Here is a 24,795-nt window from a genome sequence, read left to right as displayed (position 1 = left end):
CTCCCTCCCCCGCACGGAAGACCGAGCCACCCGCGCGGGAGAGGCGCTCTATCCCCGGACGGCGGACTTGAGCGCCTCCAGGTGGCGAGTGCTGACGCGGTCCGCGTGCTCGGCGTAGTCCTCATGGCGCTTGAGCCAGGCGGCGACGTAGGGGCAGACCGGGACGATCCGGATGCCGTCGGCGATGGTCTGGTCCAGCGCTCCCTTGACGAGCACTGAGGCGAGGCCCTGTCCGCTGAACTCGTCCTTGACGGACGTGTGCGGGAAAATGCGCTGCGTCACGCTGTCGTGCTCGACGTCGACAAACTGGGTGAAACCCGCCGGCTGTCCTGAGCCGTCCACATGGATCTCAAAGGCCGGGAGGCCTTCCTGGTGGCCGACGCTGACGAGCGGATTCTCAACAGTGGGGGACATGATGTTCTCCGTTTCGGTGGGGATGAGAGACGATCAGGTGTCAATGCAGCCAGGCTGGGTTCCGGACGCCGGGGACCCGCCCTATGACTCGGACCCGCCCTATGACTCGGACCCGCCATAGGACTCGGCCGGAACCGGGTGGTGAGACAGGATCGAAATGCGGTTCGTCGCGTTCATCGTGATGGCCAGCCACTGGACGGCCCCGTACTGCTGAGGTGTGAGGAAGCTGTAGCCGAAGATCTGGGCGAAGTCCCGGTCTTCTGCGGGGTGAAGCGTGGTGACGGCCTCGGCGAGGCGCAGCGCCGCCTTCTCCACGTCCGAATAGAGGTCGGACTCCTCCCACGCGGCGAGGAGGGCGCGGCGTTGATCGCTGACCCCTGCCGCAATGGCCTTCTTCGTGTGGACGTGAAGGCAGTAGGCGCAGCCGTTGATCTGGGAGACGCGGAGGCACACGAGCTCGACGAGCTCCGGGGAGAGCCCCGCCGCCCGCGCGTCGTCCCCCGCTGCCTTCGAGAGGGCCCCGATGGCCTTCCACGCGGCCGGGTTGGACTTGTCGAGGTAATAGGACAGCGCACCAGGGGAAGACGGTTGGCTCATGCCAAGAATCCTAACGGCCGGGAAAGGGAGAATCCGCCCCCGGCAGCTCGTCAGAGTGCGGGGGCGGGTGCTTGGACTGAAAGCACTCGGCCCCCAGCGCCGAAGCGCCAGGGGCCGAGGATCCGCGTGATGACGGGGGAGAGCCCCCTGCTACCGCCGCATGATCTTCCGGGCCAGCCAGTTTCCGAAGAACTGCACGATCTGCACGAGGACGATGATGATCGCCACCGCAACCCACGTGAGCTCCGTGTTGAACTGCTGGTATCCGTACATGATGGCGAAGTTGCCGAGGCCGCCGGAGCCGATGGCGCCGGCCATCGCGGACATGTCCACGATGCCGATGAGCAGGAACGTGTACCCGAGGACGAGCGGGCCGAGCGCCTCGGGCAGGATCACCTTGCGAATGATCTGCCACGGCTTGGCGCCCATGGAGCGGGCTGCCTCGATCACGCCGGGGTCCACGCTCATGAGGTTCTGCTCAACGATGCGAGCCACCGCGAACGTCGCGCCGATGGTCATGACGAAGACCGCGGCGTTCGGGCCAATCGTCTTGCCCACCACGGCCTCCGTCAGCGGCCAGACGGCCACGAGCAGGATGATGAACGGGATGGGCCTCACCGTGTTGATGATCAGGTTGAGCACCAGGTGCAGCCCGCGGGCCACGGGGGACCCGCCCAGGATGCCCTTCGGGCGGAGGCAGTACAGCAGCAGGCCGACGATCAGGCCCAGGATGCCGGCGAAGAGGAGCGTCCGGGACACCATGTACAGGGTGTCCTGGAGCGCGTCGAGCAGCGCCGGACGCATCTTGTTCCAGTCCGTGTCATTCGCGGCCAGCGGCACCCAGGTGGAAAGCGCGGTGGTAGTCAGGGAGGCCGTCATGCGGAAAGCTCCTTCACATCGGTCTCGGAGGCGAGGTTGGCGATGAGGCGGTCAATGGCCGCATCGTTCCCCGTGAGGGCCACGGTCAGGGAGCCATAGGACCTCTCCTGCAGTGCGGAAATACCGCCGTAGACCACCTCAAAACGAACCCCGTCCGCGCCGGCGTCGGACAGGATGGTGCCCACGCGGGAGCCGTCCCGGATGGTCACGGTGACCAGACGCCCATCGAAGCGCCTGCGCAAGTGCGCGAGCTCCTCGGCGTTCGGCTCGGAGTGCTCCACGGTGGAGACGAAGGAGCGGGTCGTGGTGGTCTGCGGGTTCGAGAAGATCTCGAACGTGCTGCCGGTTTCCACGACGCGGCCCTTCTCCATGACGGCGATCCGGTCCGCGATGGTGCGCACGACGTCCATCTCGTGGGTGATGACCACGATGGTGATGCCGAGGCGCTCGTTGACGCGCTTGAGGACGCGCAGCACCTCCGCGGTCGTCTCCGGGTCGAGGGCCGAGGTGGACTCGTCCGCGAGGAGGATCGCCGGGTCATTGGCGAGGGCGCGGGCGATGCCCACGCGCTGCTTCTGGCCGCCCGAGAGCTGCTCGGGGTAGTTCTTGGCGCGGTCGGAGAGGCCTACGAACTCGAGGAGCTCGGCCACGCGGGCCTTGCGCTTGGCCTTGGGCCACCCGGCGAGCTCCAGCGGGAACTCGACGTTGCGCTCCACGGTCCGGGACGTGAGGAGGTTGAACTGCTGGAAGATCATGCCGATGTTCGGGCGGATCTTCGCCAGCTGCCCCTCGCTCAGCCCCACGACCTCCTGGCCGTTGACGAGGATGGAGCCGCTCGTGGCGGGCTCAAGACCGTTGATGAGGCGGACGATTGTGGACTTTCCCGCACCCGAGTAGCCGATGATCCCGAAGATCTCGCCCTTCTCGATGCGCAGGGACACGTTGTCCACCGCCGTGACAAGGTTCTTGCCGACCCTGAACTGCTTCGTCGCGTTGGTGAAGACAATGGCGCCCTCGGCGGCGGGCTCGGTGCCCGCCGCCGAGGAGTTGAGAACTGACGACACTGCGCCTACTTCTTCGCGTTCTTGAGCGAGTCCTCGTACTTCTTGAGGACGTCGATCATCTCGGCCTGCGAGTTCTTCGCCTCGACCGAGGTGCCCTTCGACTCCTTCTTCACGGCCTCCTGGACGCGGGAGTCGTGGTAGAGCTCGGCAATCTGCTTGTAGGTCTCGTTGTCCTTGTCTTCCGCGCGGGAGACGAAGCCGTTGACGTACGGGACGGCCGAGGGATCCTTGGGGTCGTCCTTCGCGAGGGCCTTGTTCGGGTCCAGGTTCGCGCGGCCCAGGAACGTGTTGTTCACGACGGCGGCGTCGAGCGAGCTCAGCTGGAGCACGGTCTGGGTGGCGTCAACCGGGGTGACCTTGACCTTGGACTTCGCCTTGTCCACGTCCAGGGTGCTCGGCGCCGTGGTCTCGGAGGTGAGGGTGACGAGGCCCTGGGCCTTGAGGAGGTTGAGCGCGCGCGCCTCGTTGATGGAGTCGTTGGGGATGGCCACCTCGGCGCCCTGCGGGAGGTCCTTCACGGACGTGTGCTTCTTGGAGTACAGGCCCAGCGGGACGATCTCGGTGGGGCCGATCGGCGTCAGTGTGTCGTTCGCATTGACGTTGTAGTCCGCGAGGTACGCGATGTGCTGGAACCAGTTGAGGTCAATCTGCTTCTGCTTCAGCGCCGGGTTCGGCTGCGTGTAGGTCTGGAAGGGCTTGTAGACAATGTTGATGCCCTTCTCCTTCGCGACCTCCTTGAGCACGTCCTGCTGGGGGTTGATGTCCACGATGCCGATCGTGACGGTCTTCGAGTCCTTCGAGCCGCTGGCGTCGCCCGAGGATTCGGAGGGCGAGCAGGCCGCGAGGCTGAGGGCGATGGGGGCTATAGCCGCCGCAGCGATGAGCTTCTTGAGTTTCATGATGTTCCTTGATGTGACGGTCAGCCGCCGCCTGTGTCCACAGAGACGGCTGGAAGTGAACGGTGAGCCGCATCAGTACTGTGGCGGCTCGCAGAGGAAGGGCCCTTCATGTGTGATCGAGGCTGTTCTCTGCGAGGAACCGCCGTACTTGCCGGAGCGCAATCCGCGCCGGCCGGATCTTCATCTGGGGCACCCCACTACGGGAGAGGGTTGCCGCCCGACTAGCCAGAGCTTTGCGTCGGGTCTCTTGATCCTGCTTTTCCTATATTGACCCAGAGGCGGGCGCGTTCACAAATCCGGCCGCCCGCAACCCATACTGGGAGGCATGGCCGCGAAATCCCTCACCCCACCGCACGGACCCGACGCACAGCCGGACGTGGTCATCCGCCGCGCGAGGACGGGGGACGTCGCGGGGATCCGCGCCCTCGTCGCACCGCTCGCGGCTGAGCGCGTGCTTGTGGCCAAGGAGGCCGTCTCCTATTTCGAGTCCATCCAGGAGTTCCGGGTCGCCGAGGACGCCGAGGGGCTTCTTGCCTGCGGCGCCGTCCACGTCATGTGGGAGGACCTCGCTGAGGTCCGCACGCTGGCGGTTGACGGGCGGGCTCGCGGCCAGGGCCTCGGGGGCCGCCTGCTTGAGTCTCTTCTCGACGACGCGCGCAGCCTTGGGGTCACCCGGGTTTTCTGCCTCACCTTTGAGGTGGACTTTTTCGCTCGCCATGGCTTTGAGGTCATGAGCAATCAGGACGACGTCGATCCGGCCGTTTACGCGGAGCTCCTCCGGTCTCACGACGAGGGCGTGGCCGAGTTCCTGGATCTGGCGCGGGTCAAGCCCAACACCCTGGGCAACACTCGGATGATTCGCCGCCTCTCCTGAACGGGTGCTGCGATGCGGTCCCTGGCAGTGGGCTGGCCGCACCCCGGGGATTCACCGGGGTGCTTGCGGGAATCGTCGCCACGGGTCTAGGTTGAAGAACAAGAGCGCTGACCGGACTGGCGCCGCCGGAATCATCACGGTGATTCAGGTCTTTCTTCAACAGAAGGAGACGCACATGGGTTTCGAAGACATCAAGAATGGTGCCAAGGACGCGCTCGGAAACGCCGCCAACGGCGAGGGCGGTCTCAACGGAGCTGTCGACGGTCTGCAGGAGCAGCATGGCGACAAGCTCGGTGGCCTCAACGAGAAGGTCGACGGTCTGCAGGAGCAGCACGGCGACAAGCTCAACAAGGCCGGGGACTTCCTCAAGGACAAGCTCGGCAACAACGAGTAGTACTCCGTGCCGTGAGAGCGGCGTCCCGGTGCAGGCCGCGCACAGTCACGCAGCGGCTCACCCACTTCTTTTCGTGCAGCGGCGGTTCCCGTTTGGGGGCCGCCGCTTTCACGTCCCCATGGGGTCCGGCCCTCGGCCTTGCCTGACCTCCGGCCCGGCGAGCGTTTCGGCCTTCGCAGCCCCGTTGTCACGGGGGTTCGGCGCGCAGGCACTCGCCACGCCTACAGCGTCACCCGGTCCCCGTCCTGCGTCACCATGCCCTCCCTGATGAGGTCCTCGAGGCATTCCTCCACGCGGCTTGGCTCAGGGGAGGGCTGGACCGAGCCCACAACGGCTTGGATCGTCGTCGTCCGCGCGTCCCCGTCCTCCCGCTCCCGCAGATGCCCGACGATCGCCCCGCGGATCTGCCGTTTCGTCCCCGCCCACGGCTGGCCCTTCGGGGTGTAATGCGGCTCGGGCCGCCCCGCCGCAATCCACGCGCAGTCGTCGAGGAGAGGGCAGTCCCCGCACCGCGGCGAGCGCGCCGTGCACACCAGCGCCCCCAGCTCCATGACGGCCGCGTTGTACCTCGGCGAGAGCCCGCTCTCCTCTGACGGGAGGAGCTCGGCGGCCAGCGCCATCTCCCGGCGCGTGAGGCTCGGCTCCGGCAGGGCGTGCCCCGTCTCCCAGCGGGCGTGGACGCGCCGGATGTTCGTGTCGACGACGACGGCCTGGCGGCCAAACGTGAACGCCGCGACGGCGGCGGCCGTGTACTGGCCCACGCCGGGGAGGGTGAGGAGCTCCTCCTCGGTGTCGGGGACCTCGCCGGCGTGGTCCTCGACCATGGCCACGGCCGCTGCGTGGAGGCGCCGGGCCCGCCGCGGGTAGCCGAGACGGCCCCAGGCCCGGACCGCCTCAGCCTCGGGGACGGACGCGAGGTCGGCCGGACGGGGCCAGCGCGTCATCCACTCCGCCCAGATGGGGGCCACGCGGGCGACGGGGGTCTGCTGCGACATCACTTCGCTGACGAAGACGCCCCACGCGGTGGTGCCGTCGTGGCGCCAGGGAAGGTCTCGCTCGTGGTCGTCGAACCAGTCGAGGAGGCGGCGGTGGAAGGAGTCGAGGCGGGCGGCTGTCGGGGTCACCGTTCAAGCCTATGCGGGAGGGGCTCTGAAGAGGCGGCCAGGTTGGCCGCATAGACTCGTGCGGAGAGCCGCCCGCCCGGAGGAAAGCAGATCCATGCCCCGTTTGTCGCCTGCCGTGTACCGCCGCCGACGCATCGCAGCCGTCATTGTGCTGCTCCTGCTCGTGGCCATCGTGTGGGGGATTGTTGCGGGCATTGTGGCGCTCGTTCGCGCGGCGGGGAACAGTGCGCCCTCGTCTGCGCCGGCCGCCGGGCCCACGGCCTCCGCGACTCCGTCCGCCCCGAGTTCTGCCAGCGCGGCGCCGAGCGCGAGTGGAGCCGAGTACCCCCTCTGCTACGACCAGTTCGTGCAGCTGGAGGCCAAGCCGGACAAGGAGGCGTACGGCCCCAAGGACATGCCCGTGTTCGAGCTGAAGATCACCAATATCTCGAGCGAGGCGTGCGTGGTCAACGTGGGCACCAAGGTCATGGACTTGAGCGTCCTCAACGGCTCCCAGAAGGTGTTCTCCACGACTGTCTGCCGCAAGGACGCGAAGGACCTGTACAAGAACATCCAGCCCGGGAAGTCGGAGACGGCGCGTTTCACGTGGAATCGCGGCAAGTCTTCGGGCTCGTGCTCGGCGACGGCCGCTCCCGCGGACCCCGGCACGTATCAGCTGGTGGGGACGCTCGGGAAGGTGTCCTCGGCGCCGAAGACGTTCCAGCTCAACGCCCAGTAGCCCGGGTCTGGCGGTGGCGGGCACCCCCGGGGCTCGCAGGCCGCGAGCTGGAGGGTGGCGCTCAGTTGAGGCGAGGGGCCTAGTAGTGCTCGAAGAAGTTGAGCTCTGCCATGCGGGAGAGGGTCTCCCGGACGATCCTGGCCCGTTGCTCCCCGACGCCGTCCACGCTCATGAGCTCCTCGGTGGAGGCTGCGAGGAGGCCCTGGAGGCCGTCGAACCGGGCCACGATCCGGTCTGATACGCTCCGCGGCAGGTTGCGGATCTGCCCGAGGATGCGGTGCCCCCGGGGCTGAACGAGCCTGTCGAGCGACTGCACACTGGACTCGACGCCCAGGATGGCCGCGACCTTGCTGAGGTCCACGAGCTCGGCGCTTGTGAGCTCGGCGAGTGCGGCGAGCTGATCCGCGATGACCTTGGCTGTGGCCTTGGCCGCCGCGGCCTCGGCCTTGGGCGAGGCGGGCTCCTGGGGGGCCTTCGGGGCTGCGCCGGCCGTGGTCGGCTGGGCGGAGCTTGAGCCCTCCGCCCCCGGGTGGGCGCGGTCATGAATGTCCAGGCCTGCGTAGTCCCGTAGGAGGAGCTCGGTGTTGCCCTCGGTGCCGGAGGCGAGCTCCTCGAGCTGGAGCGTCACGAGGCGGCCTTCCGCGCCGAGCTCGAGCGTGTACGTGGAGATCTCGTGGATGATGCGGCGCACCATCTCCTGGCGCTGCACGGCGGTGGCGAGCTCCCGCACCGAGACGGTGGCCTCGAGCTCCTGCTGGGTGAGGTGGTGCATGACGGACTCGAGGCGCTCGCGGTACCGCTCCAGGGTGTTGAGGGCCTGGTTGGCGCGTTCGAGGATGAGTTCGGGGCGGTCCAGTGCGTACCGGGTGCCGTCTGTGAAGAGGGAGATGATGTTCATCGACGCGGAGACGGTGATGACGGGCATGCCCGTGGCCAGGGAGGTCTGTTCCGCCGTGCGGTGCCGGGTGCCCGATTCCGTGGCCGTCGTGGCGGACTGGGGCAGGAGATGGACGGCTGCGCTGCGGATGCGGGAGCCGTCCCGGCTGAGGACGATTCCGCCGTCCATCTTGGCGAGCTCTCGGAGACGGGCGGGGGTGAATTCGGTGTCGATGACGAACCCGCCGTGGGAGATGCTGTCAATCTCCGGGCCTTCCCCCAGCACGATGAGTGCTCCAGTCCGGCCGCGCAGGATGCGTTCGAGCCCCTCCCTCAGCGGAGTTCCGGGGGCGACTCGCTTGAGGGTCTCACGGAGGAGGGAGTCTCGCTGGGTGGACTCATTCGCAGATGGCATGGGGACTTTCTTGGGGTGGTTCGTGCGAGCCGGGGCCGCTTGTCCGAGGCGCAAAGGCCTCCCCGTCATTCTAGGCTCCGGGCGGTGACGGCCAGAACAATTTGGCGGGGGCTAGAACAACAGCTGCATGGCCTCAGACAGCGTGGAGACCTCCTTGACGGCCATGCCCGGCGGCAGTGTGCCTGGTCCGTCCGGGCTGGCCGGGACAATTGCGTGTGTGAAGCCGATCCGCGCGGCCTCTTGGATGCGCCGGCTGATGCCCGGCACGGGACGCACCTCCCCGGCGAGGCCGACCTCGCCGAACGCGATCATCCGCTCGCGCAACGGCGTGTTGGTCTTGGCGGAGGCCACCGCGAGGGCCACAGCGAGGTCTGCGGCCGGCTCCGAGAGGCGCACGCCACCCACCGTGGCCACGTAGGCGTCCTCCTTGGAGAGGGACATCCCCGCCCGCTGCTGGAGCACGGCGAGGATCATGGACACGCGGGCCCCGTCCATGCCGCTCGTGGCGCGGCGCGGCTGGGCGGTGGGGCTCTCCGCCACGAGCGCCTGGACCTCCGCGACAAGTGGGCGCCGCCCCTCCAGCGTCACGCAGACGCACGTGCCCGGGACGGGCTCCCGCGTGCGGGAGACGAAGAGGCCGCTCGGGTCGGTGATCTCGACGATTCCGGTGTCCGAGAGATCGAAGCACCCGACCTCGTCCGTGGGGCCGTACCGGTTCTTGACCGCCCGGAGCAGGCGGAGGCGGGAGTGGCGCTCTCCCTCGAAGTGCAGGACAACGTCCACGAGGTGCTCCAGCAGGCGCGGGCCCGCGATGGAGCCGTCCTTGGTCACGTGGCCCACGAGGAGCGTGGTCATGTCCCGCTCCTTGGCCGCGCGAATGAGGGAGGACGCCACCTCTCTCACCTGCGAGAAGCCGCCCGCGGAGCCGTCCACCTCCGTGGACGCGAGGGTCTGGACCGAGTCCACCACGAGCAGGGAGGGCGACACCGCTTCCACGTGCCCGAGGGCCTGGGAGAGGTCTGTCTCCGCCGTGAGGTGGAGGGTGTCCGCGTGGGCAGAGATTCGCTCGGCCCGGAGCTTGACCTGGGCAGCCGACTCCTCACCCGTCACGTACAGGACTTTGCGAGGGGCGTCTCCGGAGCCGCGGGCCGCCCGCGCGGCGACATCCAGGAGCAGGGAGGACTTGCCCACCCCAGGCTCACCGGCCAGGAGGAGGACCGCGCCAGGGACGAGGCCGCCTCCCAGGACGCGGTCCAGCTCCCCGACGCCCGTGGCGACGTAGTCCGCCGCCCGGGCGTCCACCTCCGCGATGGGCAGGGCAGGGGCGCGGACCTTGGCCGCGGCCGTGGTGCGCCCGACCGTGGCGGCCGTCTCTTCAACCGTGCCCCAGGACTGGCACTCAGGACAGCGGCCCACCCACTTGACGGTGGACCAGCCGCACTCGGTGCAGGTGTAAGCAGTGGAGGGCTTGGAGCCCCGCGAGGTCTTCGATGCCATGACTCAAGCCTTCCATGAGGGGTGGACACGATCAGCGTGCACGGTGGCGGGGAGCCGAGATCCCCCGCTCAGCGCCCACGGAGCCCAGACGCGAGCCCCGCAGAATCCAGGCGCTGTCTCTGCCGGGCGGCGAGGCCCGCAGCGCAGGGCCCTACGGCGCGGGCGGCAGGTCCGGCAGGTGCTCCCGGGCCTCGTCGTGGCTCAGCCCGCTCGCCTCAAGGAGGTCCACGATCATCGGGCGCAGAATGAGCACAAGTGTCTCGCCCTCGAGGGACCGGATGCCGAGCTGCTCCGGCGAGAGGCGGCTTGCGACGTCGTTCAATCCGAGGCGAGCACGCCGCATCTGACGGTTCCGCACCCCAGCCGACGCCTCCCCGAGCCCGAGGGCGAGGGCCTCCACCGACTCGGCCGTGAGCTCGATGATGTGACTCAGCTCCCCCTCCGTCTCCGGGGGCATGGACGCGTGGGTGATGGCCGACGACAGGCGCCGTGCGAAGATCCGCGCGTTGCGGATCGCGAGGTCCAGGTAGTTCAGCGACTCCCTCAGCTCCTGGATCTCCGTACGGTGCCGGAGGTACAGGGGTGAGATCCGGGAGATCTCGCGTGCCTGGGCCACGGCCTTGTTCAGCTTGTCGAGGGTGGGCTGCATGCCCCTGGCGCGAATGAGCGCGTGCCAGGCCATCCTGGAGTCTGCGTATGCAAGCGCGCCCGCGCACTCCCGGAGCACGCCCGCGAACTCGTTGAGCGCGTCCCGGACCTCCGAATGGGACTGCTTCCGCGGGTCCTGCGGCCAGAGCGCCACGATGATGAGGGCAAACGTGCCTCCGACGACGGCGTCGAGACTCCGCGTGAACGGGCCGCCGTCGGGCGCCGGAAGCAAGATGACCAGGAGGGACTGGAGACCCATCTGCGTGGTCAGGATCGAGGAGGGGTCCAGGAATCGGGCCAGAAGAATGGAGATCATGAGGACAAGCGCCGCCACCCAGAGGCCCGTGCCGGCCACCGTGTGGAGGAGCTCGCCGATGAGGATGCCGAGCGTGCAGCCCGCGCTCACCTCGATCACCCGCGAGATGTGGGAGTCGACGCCGAACCCGAGCGCGATGAGCGAGCTCGTCGCCGCGAAGAGCGGCCCGGAGTGGCCCAGGACCATGTGCGCGAAGAAGTATGCGGAGACGGCGCAGATGGTCATCTGCACCGCGGGCATGAATCCCCTCTGCATGCGGCGGACGCCTTGCGCGGCCCATCGACGGGCGGCCTCCGGGGCGCGGTGGACGCTCGCGAGGAAGCCCTCTGATCGGGGAGCGGTGGCGTCCGCAGTGGAGGGGTGCACGGAACCAGTCTAAGAGACCCGGATGTGGAGAGGGAGGGTACCGTGCGACGGCCTCAACCCGAGGAGGCGCGAGGAGTTCACCCAACGTTCACCCGCCGCGGTTCGCCCATTCACCTGACTCCCATAGCTTCAAGAGGTAACGCTCGGGGCACATGGCGCTCCGTGTAGGTCACTCACAAAGGATGTTTTCGTGAAGGCAATTCGTTTTGGCCGTGCTGCGGCTGTTCTCTCCGTCGCCGCCGTCGCGCTGACCGCGTGTGGTTCGGACAACCCCTCGGGCACGTCCAACGGCAACACCGCCCCCTCCGGTTCCAACGTCTCCGGCCAGATCAAGGGCATCGGCGCATCCTCGCAGAAGGCCGCCATGCAGGAGTGGATGACCCAGTTCCAGTCCGCCAACTCCAGCGCCAAGGTCGACTACTCGCCCGACGGCTCCGGTGCGGGCCGCAAGGCGTTCATCGCCGGCGGCGCCCAGTTCGCGGGCACCGACTCCTCCTTCAAGGACGAGGAGCTCGCCTCCGTCAAGGCCACTTGCGCCTCGGGCATCATCGAGGTCCCCACGTACATCTCCCCGATCGCCATGGCGTTCAACGTCCCGGGTGTCAAGGAGCTCAAGCTGGACTCGGCCACCGCGGCCAAGATCCTCCGCGGCGACATCACCAAGTGGAACGACCCGGCGATCGCCAAGCTCAACTCGGATGCCAAGCTCCCGGACCTCGCCATCACGCCGGTCCACCGCTCCGATGACTCGGGCACCACCGAGAACTTCACGGACTACCTCAACAAGACGGCCCCGGATGTCTGGAAGGACGAGAAGGCCCAGGCGTGGCCCTCCTCCCTCAAGGGCGAGGCTGCCAAGGGCACGGACGGCGTCATCTCCACGGTGAAGTCCACCGAGGGCGCGGTCACCTACGCTGACGAGTCCGCTGTGGGCGACCTCGGCGTCGTCGCGTTCAAGGTCGGCGAGGAGTTCGTCAAGCCGAGCGCCGAGGCCGCCACGAAGGCCCTGGACGCCTCGAAGCCGAAGCACGAGGGCTCCAAGACTGACCTCGCGCTCAAGCTCGACCGCACGACAACCGCCTCGGGTGCCTACCCGGCGATCCTCGCCTCGTACCAGGTGTTCTGCTCCACGTACAAGGACGCCAAGACGGCTGACACCGTCAAGGCCTGGGCCAAGTACGTTGTCTCCGAGGAGGGCCAGAAGGCCGCCGCGGACGCAGCCGGCTCCGCTCCGATCTCCTCCGAGCTCTCCAAGAAGGCCACCGCCGCTATCGACACGATCAAGGCGGGCTAGCAGCCCCCTCGCAGCAGGGGAACGCCGCGGTGCACGCGATCATCGCAGGGCACCGCGGCGTTCCCCGTCTGTCGCAGCGGCCCTCGGGTGTCGCCCACTTCGACCGAAAGTTACTCCTGTGTCTTCTACGACAGCATCGACGCGCCGACAGCCCGCCTCCGGGCGGGCCGGGGACAAGGTCTTCAGCGGCCTGTCTCTCGGCGCCGGCATCCTCATCCTCATCGTTCTGGCCTGTGTCGCGATCTTCCTCGTCGTCCAGGCCTGGCCCGCCCTCATAGCCCCCGCGAGTGCGTCCACGGGCGGGGCCGGATTCCTGGCCTACGTGTGGCCGTTCGTCGTTGGCACCGTCGTGGCGTCGCTCATCGCGCTGCTCCTCGCGACGCCCATCGGCATCGGCGTGGCTCTCTTCATCACCCACTACTCCCACCGTCGCGTGGCCAACGCCCTCGGGTACGTCATCGACCTGCTGGCCGCCATCCCCTCCGTCGTCTACGGCGCGTGGGGCATCGCGTTCCTCGCACCGAACCTCAAGGGCCCCTACGAGTGGCTCGCTGAGAACATGGGGTGGATCCCGATCTTCGCGGGCCCTGCCTCTCAGACGGGCCGGACCCTCCTCACAGCGAGCATCGTCCTCGCCGTCATGGTTCTGCCGATCATCACCTCGATCTCCCGCGAGCTGTTCCTTCAGGTTCCGCGCCTCCACGAGGAGGCCGCGCTCGCGCTCGGCGCCACGCGCTGGGAGATGATCCGCATGTCGGTCCTCCCGTTCGCCCGCCCCGGCATCATCTCCGGCGTCATGCTCGGCCTCGGCCGTGCGCTTGGCGAGACGATGGCCGTGACGCTCGTCCTCTCCTCGGGCGCGCTGACGGCCAGCCTCGTCAAGGCAGGAAACCAGACGATCCCGGCCGAGATTGCGCTCAACTTCCCGGAGGCGTTCGGTCTCCGCATGAACGAGCTCATCGCGGCAGGCCTCGTCCTCTTCGTCATCACGCTCGCGGTCAACCTCGTTGCCCGCTGGATCGTGACCCGCCACAAGGAATTCTCGGGGGCTAACTGACATGTCTCACAGCATTGACCAGCGTACGGCGGCGCTTCAGTCCCGCCGTGGCAGCCTGACCCGGGGCCGCCTGGCCTCGTGGATTCCTTGGGCGGTCGCCGCCGGGGCCATCGCCGTGGCCTTTGCGGCCAAGGCGCTCCTCGGCGCGGGCCTGTTCTTCACGGGCGTCGTCGCCGGAGTCCTCTTCATCGGCGCGCTGTACTTCGTGGCTCGAGGCGTGGAGGGGCACCGCAAGGCGACTGACCGCTTCTTCCGCAGCATCATGTGGGGCGCGTTCATCGTGGCGCTCCTGCCCCTCGTCTCGGTTCTGTGGACCGTGCTCCAGAACGGCCTGCCGGGCCTCCTTGAGCCCGGGTTCCTCTCCTCCTCGATGAACGGCGTCTCGGGCGTCGCTGACAAGAAGGCCGTGGAGAACGGCGCCCCGGTCCTCGGCGGCGCCTACCACGCGCTCGTCGGCACGGTCCTCATCACCCTGTGGACCACGCTCATCTCGGTGCCGATCGGCCTCCTCACGGCCATCTACCTCGTTGAGTACGGCCAGGGCAACAAGCTCTCGCGCGGCATCACGTTCTTTGTGGACGTCATGACGGGCATCCCGTCCATCGTCGCGGGTCTCTTCGCCGCGGCGCTCTTCGCGGCGATCGTCGGCCCCGGCACCCGCATGGGCATCGTGGCCGCCGTGGCGCTCTCGGTGCTCATGATCCCCGTGGTCGTCCGCTCCACGGAGGAGATGCTCCGCGTGGTGCCCAACGAGCTGCGCGAGGCCAGCTACGCGCTCGGCGTGCGCAAGTGGCGCACCATCATGAAGGTGGTCATCCCCACGGCGATCTCTGGCATCGCGTCCGGCGTCACCCTCGCCATCGCGCGAGTCATCGGTGAGACGGCCCCGATCCTCGTGACCGCGGGCATGACGAGCCGCATCAACGCCAATGTGTTCAACGACTGGATGGCGTCCCTCCCGGTGTACATCTACCAGTTCATCCAGAACCCGCTGAACCCCTCCTACGCGGAGCCGAGCACGCAGCGCGCATGGGGAGCGGCGTTGCTGCTCATCCTGCTCGTCATGCTGCTCAACCTCCTCTCCCGCGCCATTGCCACGTTCTTCGCCCCCAAGGGCGGACGCTGACGCTCGCCGCCCCGCGAGCCAGCCGTCCTCGAGTCACAAAGGATTCACGAATGTCCAAGAGCATCGACGTCACCGACCTCAACGTCTACTACGGCAAGTTCCTTGCCGTTGAGGGCGTGACGATGAACATCGCCGCCCGCTCCGTGACGGCCTTCATCGGCCCGTCCGGCTGCGGCAAGTCCACGTTCCTCCGCACCCTGAACCGCATGCACGAGGTCATCCCGGGTGCCTACGCCGAGGGCAAGGTCCTCCTCGACGGGGAGGACCTCTACGGCCCCGGCGTCGACCCGGTCAACGTCCGCAGCCAGGTGGGCATGGTGTTCCAGCGCCCCAACCCGTTCCCCACCATGTCCATCCGCGAGAACGTCCTCGCGGGCGTGAAGCTCAACAGCAAGCGGATCTCGCGTTCGGACGCGGACTCGCTCGTCGAGGAGTCCCTCCGCGGCGCCAACCTGTGGAACGAGGTCAAGGACCGCCTCGACAAGCCGGGCTCCGGCCTCTCGGGCGGCCAGCAGCAGCGCCTCTGCATCGCCCGCACGATCGCGGTCAAGCCGGACGTCATCCTCATGGACGAGCCGGCCTCCGCGCTCGACCCGATCTCCACGCTCGCCATCGAGGACCTCATCCACGAGCTCAAGACCGAGTACACCGTGGTCATCGTGACGCACAACATGCAGCAGGCCGCCCGTGTGGCTGAGAAGACCGCGTTCTTCAACATCCAGGGCACCGGCAAGCCGGGCAAGCTCATCGAGTACGACGACACCTCGAAGATCTTCAACAACCCGTCCAACGAGCAGACCGAGGCATACGTCTCCGGCCGCTTCGGATAACGCCTCCCTGACGGCGTCGCGAACGACGTCCGCATGACACACGAAGGCCCGCCCTGAGAGCGCCCAGGGCGGGCCTTCGTGCATTCTGCCCGGCCGGAACGGTGCCGGGCGGGGCTCAGACGCCGGCGGGCTCGAGCGCCTCGGCGGGCGCGTCCGTCGTCGCCCTCTTGCGGCCCAGGGACTTGAGGACGATCACCGCGACAGCAGAGACCACGGTTCCCGCGAGGACCGACAGAAGGAACTGCAGGGCCGTCCCGTCCATGGCGAAGAACACCACAGCGCCGCCGTGCGGCGCGCGCGACATGGCACCGAGCCCCATAGACAGGGCGCCCGTGACCGCGCCGCCCAGCATGGTGGCCGGAATGACGCGCAGGGGATCGGCCGCCGCGAACGGAATGGCGCCCTCGGAAACGAAGACCGCGCCGAGGAGCCACGCGGACTTGCCGTTCTCCCGCTCAACCGGCGTGAAGAGGGCCGGGCGCACCGCCGTGGCCAGCGCCAGGGCGAGCGGAGGCACCATGCCGGACGCCATGACCGCAGCCATGATGAGCAGCGGCGCCGTCTGGCCCGGTGCCGCGGTGCCGAGGGCAGCCACAGCGAACGAGTACGCGACCTTGTTGACCGGGCCGCCGAGGTCGAAGCACATCATGAGGCCAAGAATCACGCCGAGAAGCACGGCAGACGTGCCGCTCATGCTGGAGAGCCAGTCGTTGAGGCCCTTCGTCAGTGCGGCGATGGGGCCGCCCAGGACGAGCAGCATCAGGCCCGACGCCACGATGGACGCCACGAGGGGGATGACCACAACGGGCATCAGTGAGGCCACCGCCCGCGGGAAGCGGCGCGAGCCGAGCCACGAGGCCACAGCGCCCGCGAGGAGACCGCCCACGATGCCGCCGAGGAAGCCGGCACCCATGAACCCGGCGACCGCGCCGGCGACGAAGCCCGGCGCAATGCCCGGCCGGTCCGCCATGCCGTAGGCGATGTAGCCGGCCAGCGCGGGGACGAGGAAGCCCATCGACAGGGCGCCGATCTTGAACGCGACCGCGCCCAGGTACGCCCCCAGGGCGCCGAGCGGGGCGTGCTCCGGGATCTCCGTGGGCAGGTTCCACAGCGAGTTCTCGAGGACCATCTTGTCCGCGAACGAGGTGATCTCGTAGCTGCCGAGGAGGAAGCCCAGCGCAATGAGAAGGCCGCCACCTGCCACGAACGGGATCATGTAGCTCACGCCGGTCAGGAGGACGCGCTTCATGCGCCCGCCGAGCCCCTCGGTGCGGTCGGAGGCCGCGGACTCGTCCGCTCCTCCTGCCGCGGGAACGCGCCGCGCATTCGGGTCGGTGGACGCGGCGACGGCCTCCCGGATGAGCTCGGCCGGCTCGTCGATGCCTCGCTTGACGGGGCTCTGGATGACGGGCTTGCCGGCGAAGCGGGCCCGATCGCGGACGTCGACGTCCACGGCGAAGATGACGGCGTCCGCGTCCCGGATGATCGCGGGGTCCAGCGGGGTGACGCTGCCTGAGCCCTGCGGCTCCACGTGCAGCTCCACGCCCGCGTCTTCGGCGGCCTGGGAGAGGGAGTCGGCCGCCATGAACGTGTGGGCGATGCCCGTGGGGCAGGCGGTCACGGCCACAAGCTTGGGCTTGTGCGCGGGGGCGGCATCGGCGCGCGCGTCCGTGTCCGGGGCGGCGCTGGGCGCGGCGGCCTGCGTCGTCGTCCGTGAAGAGGAGCCGACGACGCCGGCTTGCGCGGGGGAAGACCCGGGGCGTTCCCCGCTGACCACAGCCTCGACGAGCGCGACGAGCTCCTCGCGGCTGGACGCCGAGCGCAGGGACTCCCGGAAGTCCTTGCGGACGAGGCTGCGGGCGAGCGTGGAGAGGATCGCGAGGTGGGTGTTGTCGGCGCCGGCGGGGGCGGCGATGAAGAAGACGAGGTCCGCGGGGCCGTCCTTGGCGCCCCAGTCGATGCCGCGCGGAAGGCGGGCGAAGCCGAGCGTGGGCTCGAGGACGTGCTCGGAACGGCAGTGCGGGATGGCGATGCCGCCGGGCACGCCGGTGGCCGTCTTGGCCTCGCGGGCGAGTGCGTCGGCGTACAGGCCCTCCGCGTCGCTGGCGCGGCCCGAGGCGGCGATCCGGTCAGCGAGGGCGCGGATGACGTCGGGGCGGTCGGGGCCGAGGTCCTCGTCAAGGGAGACGAGGTCTGGGGTGATGAGGGTGCTCACTGGGTCGTCCTTCGTTCAGGCGTGCCGGTCCGCCGGGGCGGGGGCGACGGGTCGGGTGGTGAGTTCGTGGGTCATGACGGCGTGCTCAGCGACGTCGCCGGGGGAGGGGATGGTGGTTCCGGGGAGGCTGGCCGCCGCGGAGCCGTAGGCCACGGCCCGTCGCAGGCGCGCCTCCGGGCTCGCCCCCTCAAGGGAGGCGAGGAGGTAGCCGGCGAGGCTCGAATCCCCGGCGCCGACGGTGGAGCGGACGGTGACGGGGGCGTGGACCGCGTGGATGGCGCCGTGTCCCGTGACGAGGAGAGCCCCGTTGCCGCCGAGGGTTGCGAGGACCTCCGGGATGCCCCGGCGCACGAGGTCCGCGGCGAGCTCAGCGGCTGCGGGGGGCGCGTCCTCGACCCCGTCCGAGGGCACGCCCGCGAGGAGGGCGAGCTCTTCCCCGTTGGGCTTGATGAGGTCCGGAAGCTCCTCGGCGGCCCGGCCGGGATCGAGGGCCGCGCGCAGGGGCTCGTCGGACGTGTCGAGGGCGATGCGGGGGGCCGCGTCCCCGAGTGCCGCCCGCACTGCCCGGATGATGCGGGGGTAGGTGTCTGCGGGGGCACCGGGCGGGAGGGACCCCGCGAGGACCAGCCAGGACGCGCGGCCGGAGTGCTTGACGACGAGCGCCGTCAGGGCCGCGAGGTCCTGCGGGCCGAAGTCGGGGCCGGGCTCGTTGACCTTGGTCGTGACGCCGGAGGGGTCCACGAGTGCGGTGTTGGTGCGGACCGCGGACGCCGCCGGGACCGGGGCCACGGGGAGCCCCGCGGCCTCCAGCGCCGTGAGCAGCGGGTCCCCGTCCGGGGCAGGGAAGATCGCGAGGCTCGACTGGCCGGCGGCGTGAACGCCCATCGAGACGTTGATGCCCTTGCCGCCCGGGTGCTGCACCGCGGAGACGGCCCGCTGGACGCGGCCGGCCTCGAGCGGGGCGGGCAGTTCAACAGTCCGGTCCAGGCTCGGATTGGGGGTCACTGTGAGGATCACGGGGCCGCTTTCGCTGTGCTTCGCCGCCTGGTTCCGGGCGACGTGGGGATGGTGGACATCGTACGCGCCGATGCGGCACAGCGGGAGCAGCGTCACATTCAGCGCCGAGGGAAGGGACTAAATATGCTTAAAGAACAACATCCGTTATACGTCTCACAGGGAGGCAGTCATGAAGGCACTCGTCTACCACGGCCCCGGTCAGAAGGCGTGGGAGGAAGTTCCGGATCCCGTCATTCAGGACCCCACGGACGTCATCGCGAAGGTCGACACGACCACGGTCTGCGGCACCGATCTCCACATCCTCAAGGGCGACGTCCCCGCGGTGGAGGACGGCCGCATCCTCGGCCATGAGGCGGTCGGCACCATCACCGAGGTCGGCTCCGCGGTCACGGACCTCAAGGTGGGGGACCGCATCATCATCCCCGCCGTCACCAACTGCGGAAAGTGCTCCTACTGCAAGAAGAACCAGGCCTCGCACTGCCAGACGGTCGGCGGCATCGGCTGGATCTTCGGGCACCTGATCGACGGCACCCAGGCCGAATACGTCCGTGTTCCCTTCGCCGAGACGAGCGTCCACAAGGTCCCCGAGGGCGTCACCGACGAGCAGGTTCTCTTCCTCACGGACGCGCTCCCGACGGGCTTCGAGATCGGCATCCTCAACGGCAACACGAAGCCGGGGGACACGGTCGCGGTCGTCGGCGCCGGCCCGGTGGGCCTCTCCGCGATCATGACGGCGAGCCTCTGCGGCGCCGGGCGCATCATCTCCGTGGACATGGACGAGAACCGCCTGGCCAAAGCCCGCGAGCTCGGCGCCACGGACACGGTCAACGCGGGGGACGCGGACGCGATCGAGCAGGTCAGGGCCCTCTCGAACGACGGCCTCGGCGTGGACGTCGCGGTCGAGGCCGTGGGCATCCCTGCCACGTTCGAGACCGCCCTCAAGATCGTCCGCCCCTACGGCACGGTCGCCAACGTCGGGGTCCACGGCAAGCCCGTGGAGCTGCCGCTCAACGACCTCTGGATCTCCAACGTCCGGCTCAACATGGGTCTCGTTGACTGCAGCACGGTCGGCAACCTGCTCAACATGGTCCGCTCCGGCCGGCTCAACGCGGCGGCCATGGCCACGCACCGGTTCACCATGGACCAGATGCTCGAGGCCTACGACCTCTTCGCCAACGCCGCCGAGCACCAGGCGGTCAAGGTGGTCATCTCCGCGGCGTAGGCGCCGGGTGCGCCTCGGATGACGACGACGGCGGTGGCTCGCGCGGGCGGGCCGCCGTCGTCGTTCTCTGTCAGAAGACCAGGGCGCTGGCCGTGAGGTAGAAGAACCCGCCCAGGAACGCGGCCCCCACGGGGGTGATGAGCCAGAACAGGAGAATGGTCAGCACGGTCCGCCACGACGTGTGGTGGAACGGGGTGGCCTCGGCGGCGCCGAGCAGGGAGGCCGTGGAGACCTGTGCGGAGGACAGGGGCAGGTTGACCATCATGCCCGCGGCGAGGAGCGCCGCCGCAGTGGCCGAGCCGACGGAGCCGGAGGCCGGGTCCAGCCGGGTCATGCGGTGCGTCAGCGTGCGCGCCACCCGCCACGAGCCAAGGCTGGCGCCGCCGCCGAGAAGGGCCGCCGCCGTCAAGGTCAGGGCCCAATGGCCCGCGGGGGTGATCGCGGCGCCCGAGGCAATGAACGCGCCGGTGAAGAGGAGATAAGCGCGCTGGCCGTCCTGCAGCCCGTGGGCCATCGCGAAGAGACCCGACATGACGGACTGGTTCAGGCGCGAATTCCGGTTCACCGTCCCGGCCGCGGCCCCACGGCGCACGAACGTCACGGCGTTGGCCACGAGCCACGCGAGCGCAAACCCCAGCCACGGGCCCACGAGAAGCGGCACGATGATGGACACGAGCAGCAGCCCCGGCTTTGCCCACAGGGTGGGGTGGCCGATCACCCCCGCCGCGAGTGACGCGCCGAGCACGCTCGAGAGAAGCGCGTGGGTGGACGACGACGGCATGCGCCGCCAGTGCGCCACCGCGCCCCAGGCTGCGGCCCCGAGTGCGGCCGCGAGGATGAGGACGAGGCCCGAGCGGCCAGGCGGCACCTCGAACGAGACGAGCACGGCAGGCATGAGCCCCGTGGCCATGAGCACGCCAGCGGCCGTCAGGGCGGCGCTCAGAGTCACCGCGGCCCGGGGCGTCAGGGCCCGAGTGCGGACGGGCGGCGCGAACGCGTGGGGCGCGTCCAGCATCCCGTTGATCAGGACGAACCCGGCGGAGGCCACGAGCGCCGCCAGGAGGAGGGCCGCGTCCACGTCAGGACTCTCGGATGACGATCTCGCCCACGTGCATGGACAGCGCGCGCAGGTGCGTCACGACGGCCATGAGGCGCTCGGCCATGAGCTTCTGCTTGTTGACGGTCAGGGGGGACCCGGAGTCGATCATCTCCTTGAGCCAGGCGATGCGCGTGTGCTCGGCGCGCTTGGCGAGGCGGAGGCTGTCCACCCAGACGTCCTCGAGGTCGTCGAGGCTCTCGAACGAGGTGAAGACCTTGATGCAGTTGTCCGACATGCGCTGGATGATCTCAAGGAGTTCGGCGGCGCGCGGTGACTGGTGGGTCAGGGAGAAGGCGACGACGACGTCGGCCGCGGTGGCCAGGGCCTCGACCGCTCCGTTGAGCGAGCCGCCGAGGATGTAGAGGTCCTCCCGGGGGAGGCGGTTGATGATCGAGGAGCGCATCGTGGCAAGGAGGCGGAAGAAGAGCTCGTTGCTGCGGCCCTCGCTCGCGTGCATGGCCTCGACGAGGCGCGCGTCCTCATCTCTGGACGAGCCGAGCATCTCGGAGAGCGTCTGCACTGCGGAGACGAGCTCCCGGGACAGGTCCGCCAAGAGCTCGATCCCCGCCGATTCCCGCGGTACCCGGAAACGGATCTTGATCAAGAGCTGCTCCTCGCTGACATGGCTGACAGGTGAAGCATATCGAAGGCCGGCCCACTGGTGGTTTCAGACCGGTCCACTCTTCCGGCGTTCTCCCGCTCTGTTCCGCGGTATGTCCCATCCCGTTGAGCGGCGCCCCCATCCCGTTCCGTGGCGATTTTCAACCACAAAATGGGCCCAAAACGTGCGAAAACCGCCCCGCAACGGGAGGGAATGGTGTGGGGCTGGGTGGCAGGAGTTGGGAGGGGGCGTGCCGGACCGGGAGCGCCTCTCGGCGGAAGGCCGCTCGAAGCGGCTGATATTGGAGCCCGGGGCTGCCGCGGCCCGGCACGCCCTACACCTTACGCCTGACCTCGGGGGGCGGTGCAACCTGGGCCCCTCCCCGCAGACTGACACGGTGCCTGTGACGTTGTCGGTCACGCTGTCAGTGACGTTGACACTGACGAGATCCAGCGACGAGTCCGCGAGTGCCCGGCTAGTGGAGCTCGCCGGCGCGCCAGAGGTCGGCGGCCTCCTCGAGCTCCTCGGCCGTGCGGATGAGGCGCGCCGAGCCCGTGGTCAGGGCTGCCCCCGCGCGCTCGCTCGCCCGATCGGCCCGGTCCGCGTCCAGGGCCTGCCCCAGCGCCACGGTGCGGGCGAAGGCTGCGGCTCGGCGCAGCGCGATGTCGAACTCGCCCGTGAACACGCCCTCGAGGATCTCATCCGCCATGGCCTTGACCTCCTCGGCCCCGGGCGGCTGGGCCACGCCCGCCAGCACGGTGGACAGCCGGTGCGAGTCCGCCCCCTCCCTGAAGAGGAGTGCCATGCGGGTGGGCTGCCGACGGATCGCATCCCGCAGCGCGTACAGCCGCCACAGGGCGCCGGGCAGGGTGTCCGGGCCGGCGCCGGCCCACAGCCCCGCGATGGCCTCGATCCCCTCGGTGTCCGTGATGGAGACGAGGCGGGCGGTCAGCTCCGGGTCAGTGTTGGCGCGGCCTCGGGCCAGGACGATTCGGGCCGTGGCGTGCGCGGCCTCCTCGAGCTGGGCTGGGTCTGCCCCGCCGATCTGCGCCGAGAAGTGCGCGGGCGGCAGAACGACCGGCTTGTGATGCTCGCGCGGGGTCATCGGCTGCCGCAGGCGTCGTCGTCGTCATCTCCGGGAAGGGGCCGCGCGTGCGCGAGCACCGGCAGCGCGCGCCGGGCGCGCTCAACCTCCCCGAGGTCAAGGTCCGCAATGAGGAGCTCGGCGTCCTCGCCCGCCTCGGCCAGCACCTTCCCCCAGGGGTCGACGACGACGGAGCCGCCGACGCCCGTGGGCCCCGCCGGCGCGTCGGGGTCGCGGGTGACGGCCTGGTCGCACGCGAGGACGAACTGCCCGGAGTCCAGGGCGCGGGCCTGGGCGAGCAGCCGCCACTGCTCGGCCTTGCCCGGCCCCGGCTGCCAGGACGCGGGCACGAGGCTGATGGAGCACCCCGCGCGGCCGTAGTGGGCGAAGAGGTGGGGGAAGCGGATGTCGTAGCAGGTGGCGAGGCCGAGGCGGACGTCGCCGAGCTCGTGGACGGCGGGGCGGGTGCCGGGCTGGACCGTCTCGGACTCGGTGAAGCCGAACGCGTCGTAGACGTGGATCTTGACGTAGGCGGTCTCGTGACCGCGGCCGTCCGTGACGAAGAGCGTGTTGCGGACGCGGCGGCGCGCGGGGGCGGTGCCGGGGTCTGCGGCGGCACCGGGGTCTGTGGGGGCGGGGGCGGGGTCTGCCGGGCCCGCGCCGGTCTCCGCGCTCGCGGCACCGGGCTCATCCTCGGCGGGGGTGAAGAGGCCCACGGCGATGGTCAGGTTGGCGTCTCGGGCCGCGGCGCGAACGCCCTCGGCGAACGGCCCGTCCAGGGGCTCCGCGTGGGTGTCCAGCCGGTGCCCGAAGGCGCGCATGCTTGCCTCGGGGAAGACGACGAGGCTCGCGCCCGCCGCGGCGGCGGCCTCCGCCTGCTCGCGGATGACGCGCAGGTTCTCCTGGGGCTCGGGGCCGGCGGAGATTTGAGCGAGAGCAACCTTCACAGCGATCCTTCCGTGGGGCCGTCCCCGGCGCGGCGCGGCAGCCGGGGGAGAGGTAAGATGGCACGGAAGACTCTACGCGCGCGCCCTGTGGCCGCCCTGAGTCTCACGGGCCTTTAGCTCAGCTGGTAGAGCATCGGACTTTTAATCCGCGGGTCGCGGGTTCGATCCCCGCAGGGCCCACGAAGGCCCCGGAATCTCGCCGAATCCGGGGCCTTCGCTTCTTTTCTGGGGCCGCGGGCCCCGTGCCTCTGGAGCGCCTGGCGCCGCGCAAGCTGGGCCTTGTCCGCGCGAGGGCTACTCCTTGTCTGCGGAGTCCTCGCTCTTCGCCGCGGCCTCGATCTCATCCTGGCTGGGCACAAGCTCGCCCGGGATGGTCTCAGGGGCAGGCCCGAACGCCTCGCGGGCCGCCTTGATGATGGACTTGCCCATGATGCGGTTGCCCGCGCCGCCGATGACCGCGCCGATGCCGAACGGCACCGTGCGGCCGATGAACCCGGCCCCCTGGCGCGTCACGAAGCGCGTGAAGAACCGACGGCGGATCGAGGCCATGACCTGCCCCGAGATGCCCGCCTGGCCGGAGGTGCCGACGAGCTTGCCCCAGTAGTCCTGGGTTCCGCCGCCGCGGCCCGTGGCCTGGGCACCGAGCATCGCGAGCATCGCGCTGGACTCCTCACCGAGCATGACGGCCATGACGAGGGCCTTGGCTCGCTCCGGGTCCTTGAGCTGAATGCCGTGGACCTCGGCAACGGCCTGGGCGAACACGGCGGAGGCCTCCATGAAGCCGATCGTCGCCGCGGCCGAGAACCCGAGGGACGCGACGGTGCCGACGCCGGGGACGAACGCCGTGGCGCCGACGGCCGCGCCGCCCGCGGTCACGGCCGTCATGTAGCGGCGTTCCAGGCGCTCGATGAACTGCTCGGGCGTCTCATCCGGGTGCTTAGCCCGCAGCTCACGCACCTTCTTGATGACAAACGGGCGCTGGATGTCAATGGCCTTTTCAATGGCCTTCTGGAAGTTCTCCTTGGGGCGGCCCTCGTCGTCGATCACCGAGTTGCGGGCCCAGTCCTTGGGGTTGAGAGAGAAGTTCATGGGGATAGTCCTTTGCTCAGATGGCGCTCTTGATGCCCTGAGCGCGCGGGCGCTCGGGGCGTTGGCTCCAGCCTAGACGGGCCTGCCTGGGTATTGGCCGGAGAATCCGGGCCGCCGAGCCCCGTTTGACGCC

24 protein-coding genes, 1 tRNA gene and 1 riboswitch are annotated in these 24,795 nt (G+C 69.4%); of the genes, 9 read left to right on the top strand and 16 right to left on the bottom strand.

All coding sequences use genetic code 11. The features are described from left to right. Positions 1-48: 48 nt before the first annotated feature. From J2S35_RS04595 to J2S35_RS04575, 5 genes are all read right to left on the bottom strand, one after another. Positions 49-414, bottom strand: coding sequence for a GNAT family N-acetyltransferase (locus J2S35_RS04595; RefSeq protein WP_309850316.1), 366 nt, complete (start codon positions 412-414; stop codon positions 49-51). Positions 415-513: 99 nt separating this feature from the next. Then, a complete protein-coding gene (locus J2S35_RS04590; protein ID WP_309850314.1) occupies positions 514-1,011 on the bottom strand; it encodes a carboxymuconolactone decarboxylase family protein in 498 nt (165 codons plus the stop codon). A 150-nt stretch (positions 1,012-1,161) separates the two neighbouring features. Then, positions 1,162-1,815 carry a methionine ABC transporter permease gene (locus J2S35_RS04585; RefSeq protein ID WP_309853041.1) on the bottom strand — a complete coding sequence of 218 codons (654 nt, stop codon included), beginning with the start codon at positions 1,813-1,815 and terminating at the stop codon, positions 1,162-1,164. 71 nt (positions 1,816-1,886) lie between these two features. Beyond that, complete coding sequence (locus J2S35_RS04580) at positions 1,887-2,954, bottom strand: methionine ABC transporter ATP-binding protein (RefSeq protein ID WP_380084143.1); 1,068 nt, start codon at positions 2,952-2,954, stop codon at positions 1,887-1,889. A 5-nt stretch (positions 2,955-2,959) separates the two neighbouring features. After that, positions 2,960-3,853: a MetQ/NlpA family ABC transporter substrate-binding protein gene (locus J2S35_RS04575; protein ID WP_309850313.1), complete on the bottom strand. Its 894-nt coding sequence runs from the start codon at positions 3,851-3,853 to the stop codon at positions 2,960-2,962. Positions 3,854-3,992: 139 nt separating this feature from the next. Then, positions 3,993-4,106: riboswitch (SAM riboswitch) on the bottom strand. A 72-nt stretch (positions 4,107-4,178) separates the two neighbouring features. Between J2S35_RS04575 and J2S35_RS04570 the strand changes: the two genes are divergently transcribed. Continuing rightward, a complete protein-coding gene (locus J2S35_RS04570) occupies positions 4,179-4,727 on the top strand; it encodes an amino-acid N-acetyltransferase (protein ID WP_309850311.1) in 549 nt (182 codons plus the stop codon). 175 nt (positions 4,728-4,902) lie between these two features. Beyond that, positions 4,903-5,121 (top strand): hypothetical protein, encoded by a 219-nt coding sequence (locus J2S35_RS04565; protein WP_309850308.1) that lies wholly within the window; start codon positions 4,903-4,905, stop codon positions 5,119-5,121. 221 nt (positions 5,122-5,342) lie between these two features. On the opposite strand, the gene J2S35_RS04560 is transcribed toward J2S35_RS04565, so the two are convergent. Further along, entirely contained in the window at positions 5,343-6,245 is a 903-nt protein-coding gene (locus tag J2S35_RS04560; RefSeq protein ID WP_309850305.1) for an HhH-GPD family protein, read from the bottom strand. 94 nt (positions 6,246-6,339) lie between these two features. Here J2S35_RS04560 and J2S35_RS04555 point away from each other — a divergent pair, with 94 nt between their 5' ends. Next, positions 6,340-6,963 (top strand): hypothetical protein, encoded by a 624-nt coding sequence (locus J2S35_RS04555; RefSeq protein WP_309850303.1) that lies wholly within the window; start codon positions 6,340-6,342, stop codon positions 6,961-6,963. A gap of 79 nt (positions 6,964-7,042) precedes the next feature. On the opposite strand, the gene disA is transcribed toward J2S35_RS04555, so the two are convergent. From disA to J2S35_RS04540, 3 genes are all read right to left on the bottom strand, one after another. Continuing rightward, positions 7,043-8,254: a DNA integrity scanning diadenylate cyclase DisA gene (gene disA / locus J2S35_RS04550; RefSeq protein WP_309850301.1), complete on the bottom strand. Its 1,212-nt coding sequence runs from the start codon at positions 8,252-8,254 to the stop codon at positions 7,043-7,045. A gap of 111 nt (positions 8,255-8,365) precedes the next feature. Further along, positions 8,366-9,751, bottom strand: a complete 1,386-nt coding sequence (radA, locus tag J2S35_RS04545; protein WP_309850299.1) for a DNA repair protein RadA — start codon at positions 9,749-9,751, stop codon at positions 8,366-8,368. A 151-nt stretch (positions 9,752-9,902) separates the two neighbouring features. After that, positions 9,903-11,081: an FUSC family protein gene (locus tag J2S35_RS04540; protein ID WP_309850296.1), complete on the bottom strand. Its 1,179-nt coding sequence runs from the start codon at positions 11,079-11,081 to the stop codon at positions 9,903-9,905. Positions 11,082-11,271: 190 nt separating this feature from the next. On the opposite strand from J2S35_RS04540, the gene pstS reads away from it, so the two are divergent. The 4 genes from pstS (at position 11,272) to pstB (ending at position 15,388) form a co-directional block, all read left to right on the top strand. Further along, on the top strand, positions 11,272-12,375 hold the full coding sequence (gene pstS, locus J2S35_RS04535) for a phosphate ABC transporter substrate-binding protein PstS (protein WP_309850294.1): 1,104 nt from the start codon (positions 11,272-11,274) through the stop codon (positions 12,373-12,375). A gap of 118 nt (positions 12,376-12,493) precedes the next feature. Next, positions 12,494-13,432, top strand: coding sequence for a phosphate ABC transporter permease subunit PstC (pstC, locus tag J2S35_RS04530; RefSeq protein ID WP_309850293.1), 939 nt, complete (start codon positions 12,494-12,496; stop codon positions 13,430-13,432). A 1-nt stretch (position 13,433) separates the two neighbouring features. After that, positions 13,434-14,558, top strand: a complete 1,125-nt coding sequence (pstA, locus tag J2S35_RS04525; RefSeq protein ID WP_309850291.1) for a phosphate ABC transporter permease PstA — start codon at positions 13,434-13,436, stop codon at positions 14,556-14,558. Between the two features lie 50 nt (positions 14,559-14,608). After that, positions 14,609-15,388 (top strand): phosphate ABC transporter ATP-binding protein PstB, encoded by a 780-nt coding sequence (gene pstB / locus J2S35_RS04520; protein ID WP_309850290.1) that lies wholly within the window; start codon positions 14,609-14,611, stop codon positions 15,386-15,388. 115 nt (positions 15,389-15,503) lie between these two features. Here pstB and J2S35_RS04515 read toward each other — a convergent pair whose 3' ends face one another. Continuing rightward, positions 15,504-17,603, bottom strand: coding sequence for a PTS fructose transporter subunit IIABC (locus J2S35_RS04515; RefSeq protein WP_309850289.1), 2,100 nt, complete (start codon positions 17,601-17,603; stop codon positions 15,504-15,506). Between the two features lie 15 nt (positions 17,604-17,618). After that, positions 17,619-18,716 carry a 1-phosphofructokinase family hexose kinase gene (locus tag J2S35_RS04510; RefSeq protein WP_309850286.1) on the bottom strand — a complete coding sequence of 366 codons (1,098 nt, stop codon included), beginning with the start codon at positions 18,714-18,716 and terminating at the stop codon, positions 17,619-17,621. A gap of 73 nt (positions 18,717-18,789) precedes the next feature. On the opposite strand from J2S35_RS04510, the gene J2S35_RS04505 reads away from it, so the two are divergent. Then, positions 18,790-19,842: a zinc-dependent alcohol dehydrogenase family protein gene (locus J2S35_RS04505; protein ID WP_309850284.1), complete on the top strand. Its 1,053-nt coding sequence runs from the start codon at positions 18,790-18,792 to the stop codon at positions 19,840-19,842. Positions 19,843-19,912: 70 nt separating this feature from the next. On the opposite strand, the gene J2S35_RS04500 is transcribed toward J2S35_RS04505, so the two are convergent. From J2S35_RS04500 to J2S35_RS04485, 4 genes are all read right to left on the bottom strand, one after another. Then, the gene (locus J2S35_RS04500) at positions 19,913-20,920 is read right to left on the bottom strand and encodes an inorganic phosphate transporter (RefSeq protein ID WP_309850281.1); all 1,008 of its coding nucleotides are present in this window, start codon (positions 20,918-20,920) and stop codon (positions 19,913-19,915) included. A 1-nt stretch (position 20,921) separates the two neighbouring features. Next, on the bottom strand, positions 20,922-21,545 hold the full coding sequence (locus J2S35_RS04495) for a nuclease PIN (protein ID WP_309850279.1): 624 nt from the start codon (positions 21,543-21,545) through the stop codon (positions 20,922-20,924). A 472-nt stretch (positions 21,546-22,017) separates the two neighbouring features. Then, positions 22,018-22,647: a hypothetical protein gene (locus tag J2S35_RS04490; protein WP_309850277.1), complete on the bottom strand. Its 630-nt coding sequence runs from the start codon at positions 22,645-22,647 to the stop codon at positions 22,018-22,020. Beyond that, positions 22,644-23,573: a carbon-nitrogen hydrolase family protein gene (locus J2S35_RS04485; protein ID WP_309850274.1), complete on the bottom strand. Its 930-nt coding sequence runs from the start codon at positions 23,571-23,573 to the stop codon at positions 22,644-22,646. The genes J2S35_RS04490 and J2S35_RS04485 overlap by 4 nt, the downstream gene beginning before the upstream one ends. Before the next feature lie 107 nt (positions 23,574-23,680). Between J2S35_RS04485 and J2S35_RS04480 the strand changes: the two genes are divergently transcribed. Beyond that, positions 23,681-23,753: transfer RNA gene (locus tag J2S35_RS04480), tRNA-Lys, on the top strand. A 114-nt stretch (positions 23,754-23,867) separates the two neighbouring features. On the opposite strand, the gene J2S35_RS04475 is transcribed toward J2S35_RS04480, so the two are convergent. Beyond that, positions 23,868-24,662: a hypothetical protein gene (locus tag J2S35_RS04475; protein ID WP_309850271.1), complete on the bottom strand. Its 795-nt coding sequence runs from the start codon at positions 24,660-24,662 to the stop codon at positions 23,868-23,870. Positions 24,663-24,795: the final 133 nt, after the last annotated feature.

This window comes from Falsarthrobacter nasiphocae, from assembly GCF_031456275.1.
In the GTDB taxonomy this organism is placed as follows: Bacteria; Actinomycetota; Actinomycetes; order Actinomycetales; family Micrococcaceae; genus Falsarthrobacter; species Falsarthrobacter nasiphocae.
This window is presented reverse-complemented; position numbering and strand designations above follow the sequence as displayed.

Bases quoted from the DNA above. Each gene is read 5' to 3' on its own strand.
- pstA (WP_309850291.1), top strand. From the start codon at position 13,434: ATGTCTCACAGCATTGACCAGCGTACGGCGGCGCTTCAGTCCCGCCGT.
- J2S35_RS04585 (WP_309853041.1), bottom strand. From the start codon at position 1,815: ATGCGTCCGGCGCTGCTCGACGCGCTCCAGGACACCCTGTACATGGTG.
- J2S35_RS04475 (WP_309850271.1), bottom strand. From the start codon at position 24,662: ATGAACTTCTCTCTCAACCCCAAGGACTGGGCCCGCAACTCGGTGATC.
- J2S35_RS04565 (WP_309850308.1), top strand. From the start codon at position 4,903: ATGGGTTTCGAAGACATCAAGAATGGTGCCAAGGACGCGCTCGGAAAC.
- J2S35_RS04595 (WP_309850316.1), bottom strand. From the start codon at position 414: ATGTCCCCCACTGTTGAGAATCCGCTCGTCAGCGTCGGCCACCAGGAA.
- J2S35_RS04505 (WP_309850284.1), top strand. From the start codon at position 18,790: ATGAAGGCACTCGTCTACCACGGCCCCGGTCAGAAGGCGTGGGAGGAA.
- radA (WP_309850299.1), bottom strand. From the start codon at position 9,751: ATGGCATCGAAGACCTCGCGGGGCTCCAAGCCCTCCACTGCTTACACC.
- J2S35_RS04570 (WP_309850311.1), top strand. From the start codon at position 4,179: ATGGCCGCGAAATCCCTCACCCCACCGCACGGACCCGACGCACAGCCG.
- J2S35_RS04490 (WP_309850277.1), bottom strand. From the start codon at position 22,647: ATGACCCCGCGCGAGCATCACAAGCCGGTCGTTCTGCCGCCCGCGCAC.
- disA (WP_309850301.1), bottom strand. From the start codon at position 8,254: ATGCCATCTGCGAATGAGTCCACCCAGCGAGACTCCCTCCTCCGTGAG.
- J2S35_RS04555 (WP_309850303.1), top strand. From the start codon at position 6,340: ATGCCCCGTTTGTCGCCTGCCGTGTACCGCCGCCGACGCATCGCAGCC.
- pstB (WP_309850290.1), top strand. From the start codon at position 14,609: ATGTCCAAGAGCATCGACGTCACCGACCTCAACGTCTACTACGGCAAG.
- J2S35_RS04575 (WP_309850313.1), bottom strand. From the start codon at position 3,853: ATGAAACTCAAGAAGCTCATCGCTGCGGCGGCTATAGCCCCCATCGCC.
- J2S35_RS04590 (WP_309850314.1), bottom strand. From the start codon at position 1,011: ATGAGCCAACCGTCTTCCCCTGGTGCGCTGTCCTATTACCTCGACAAG.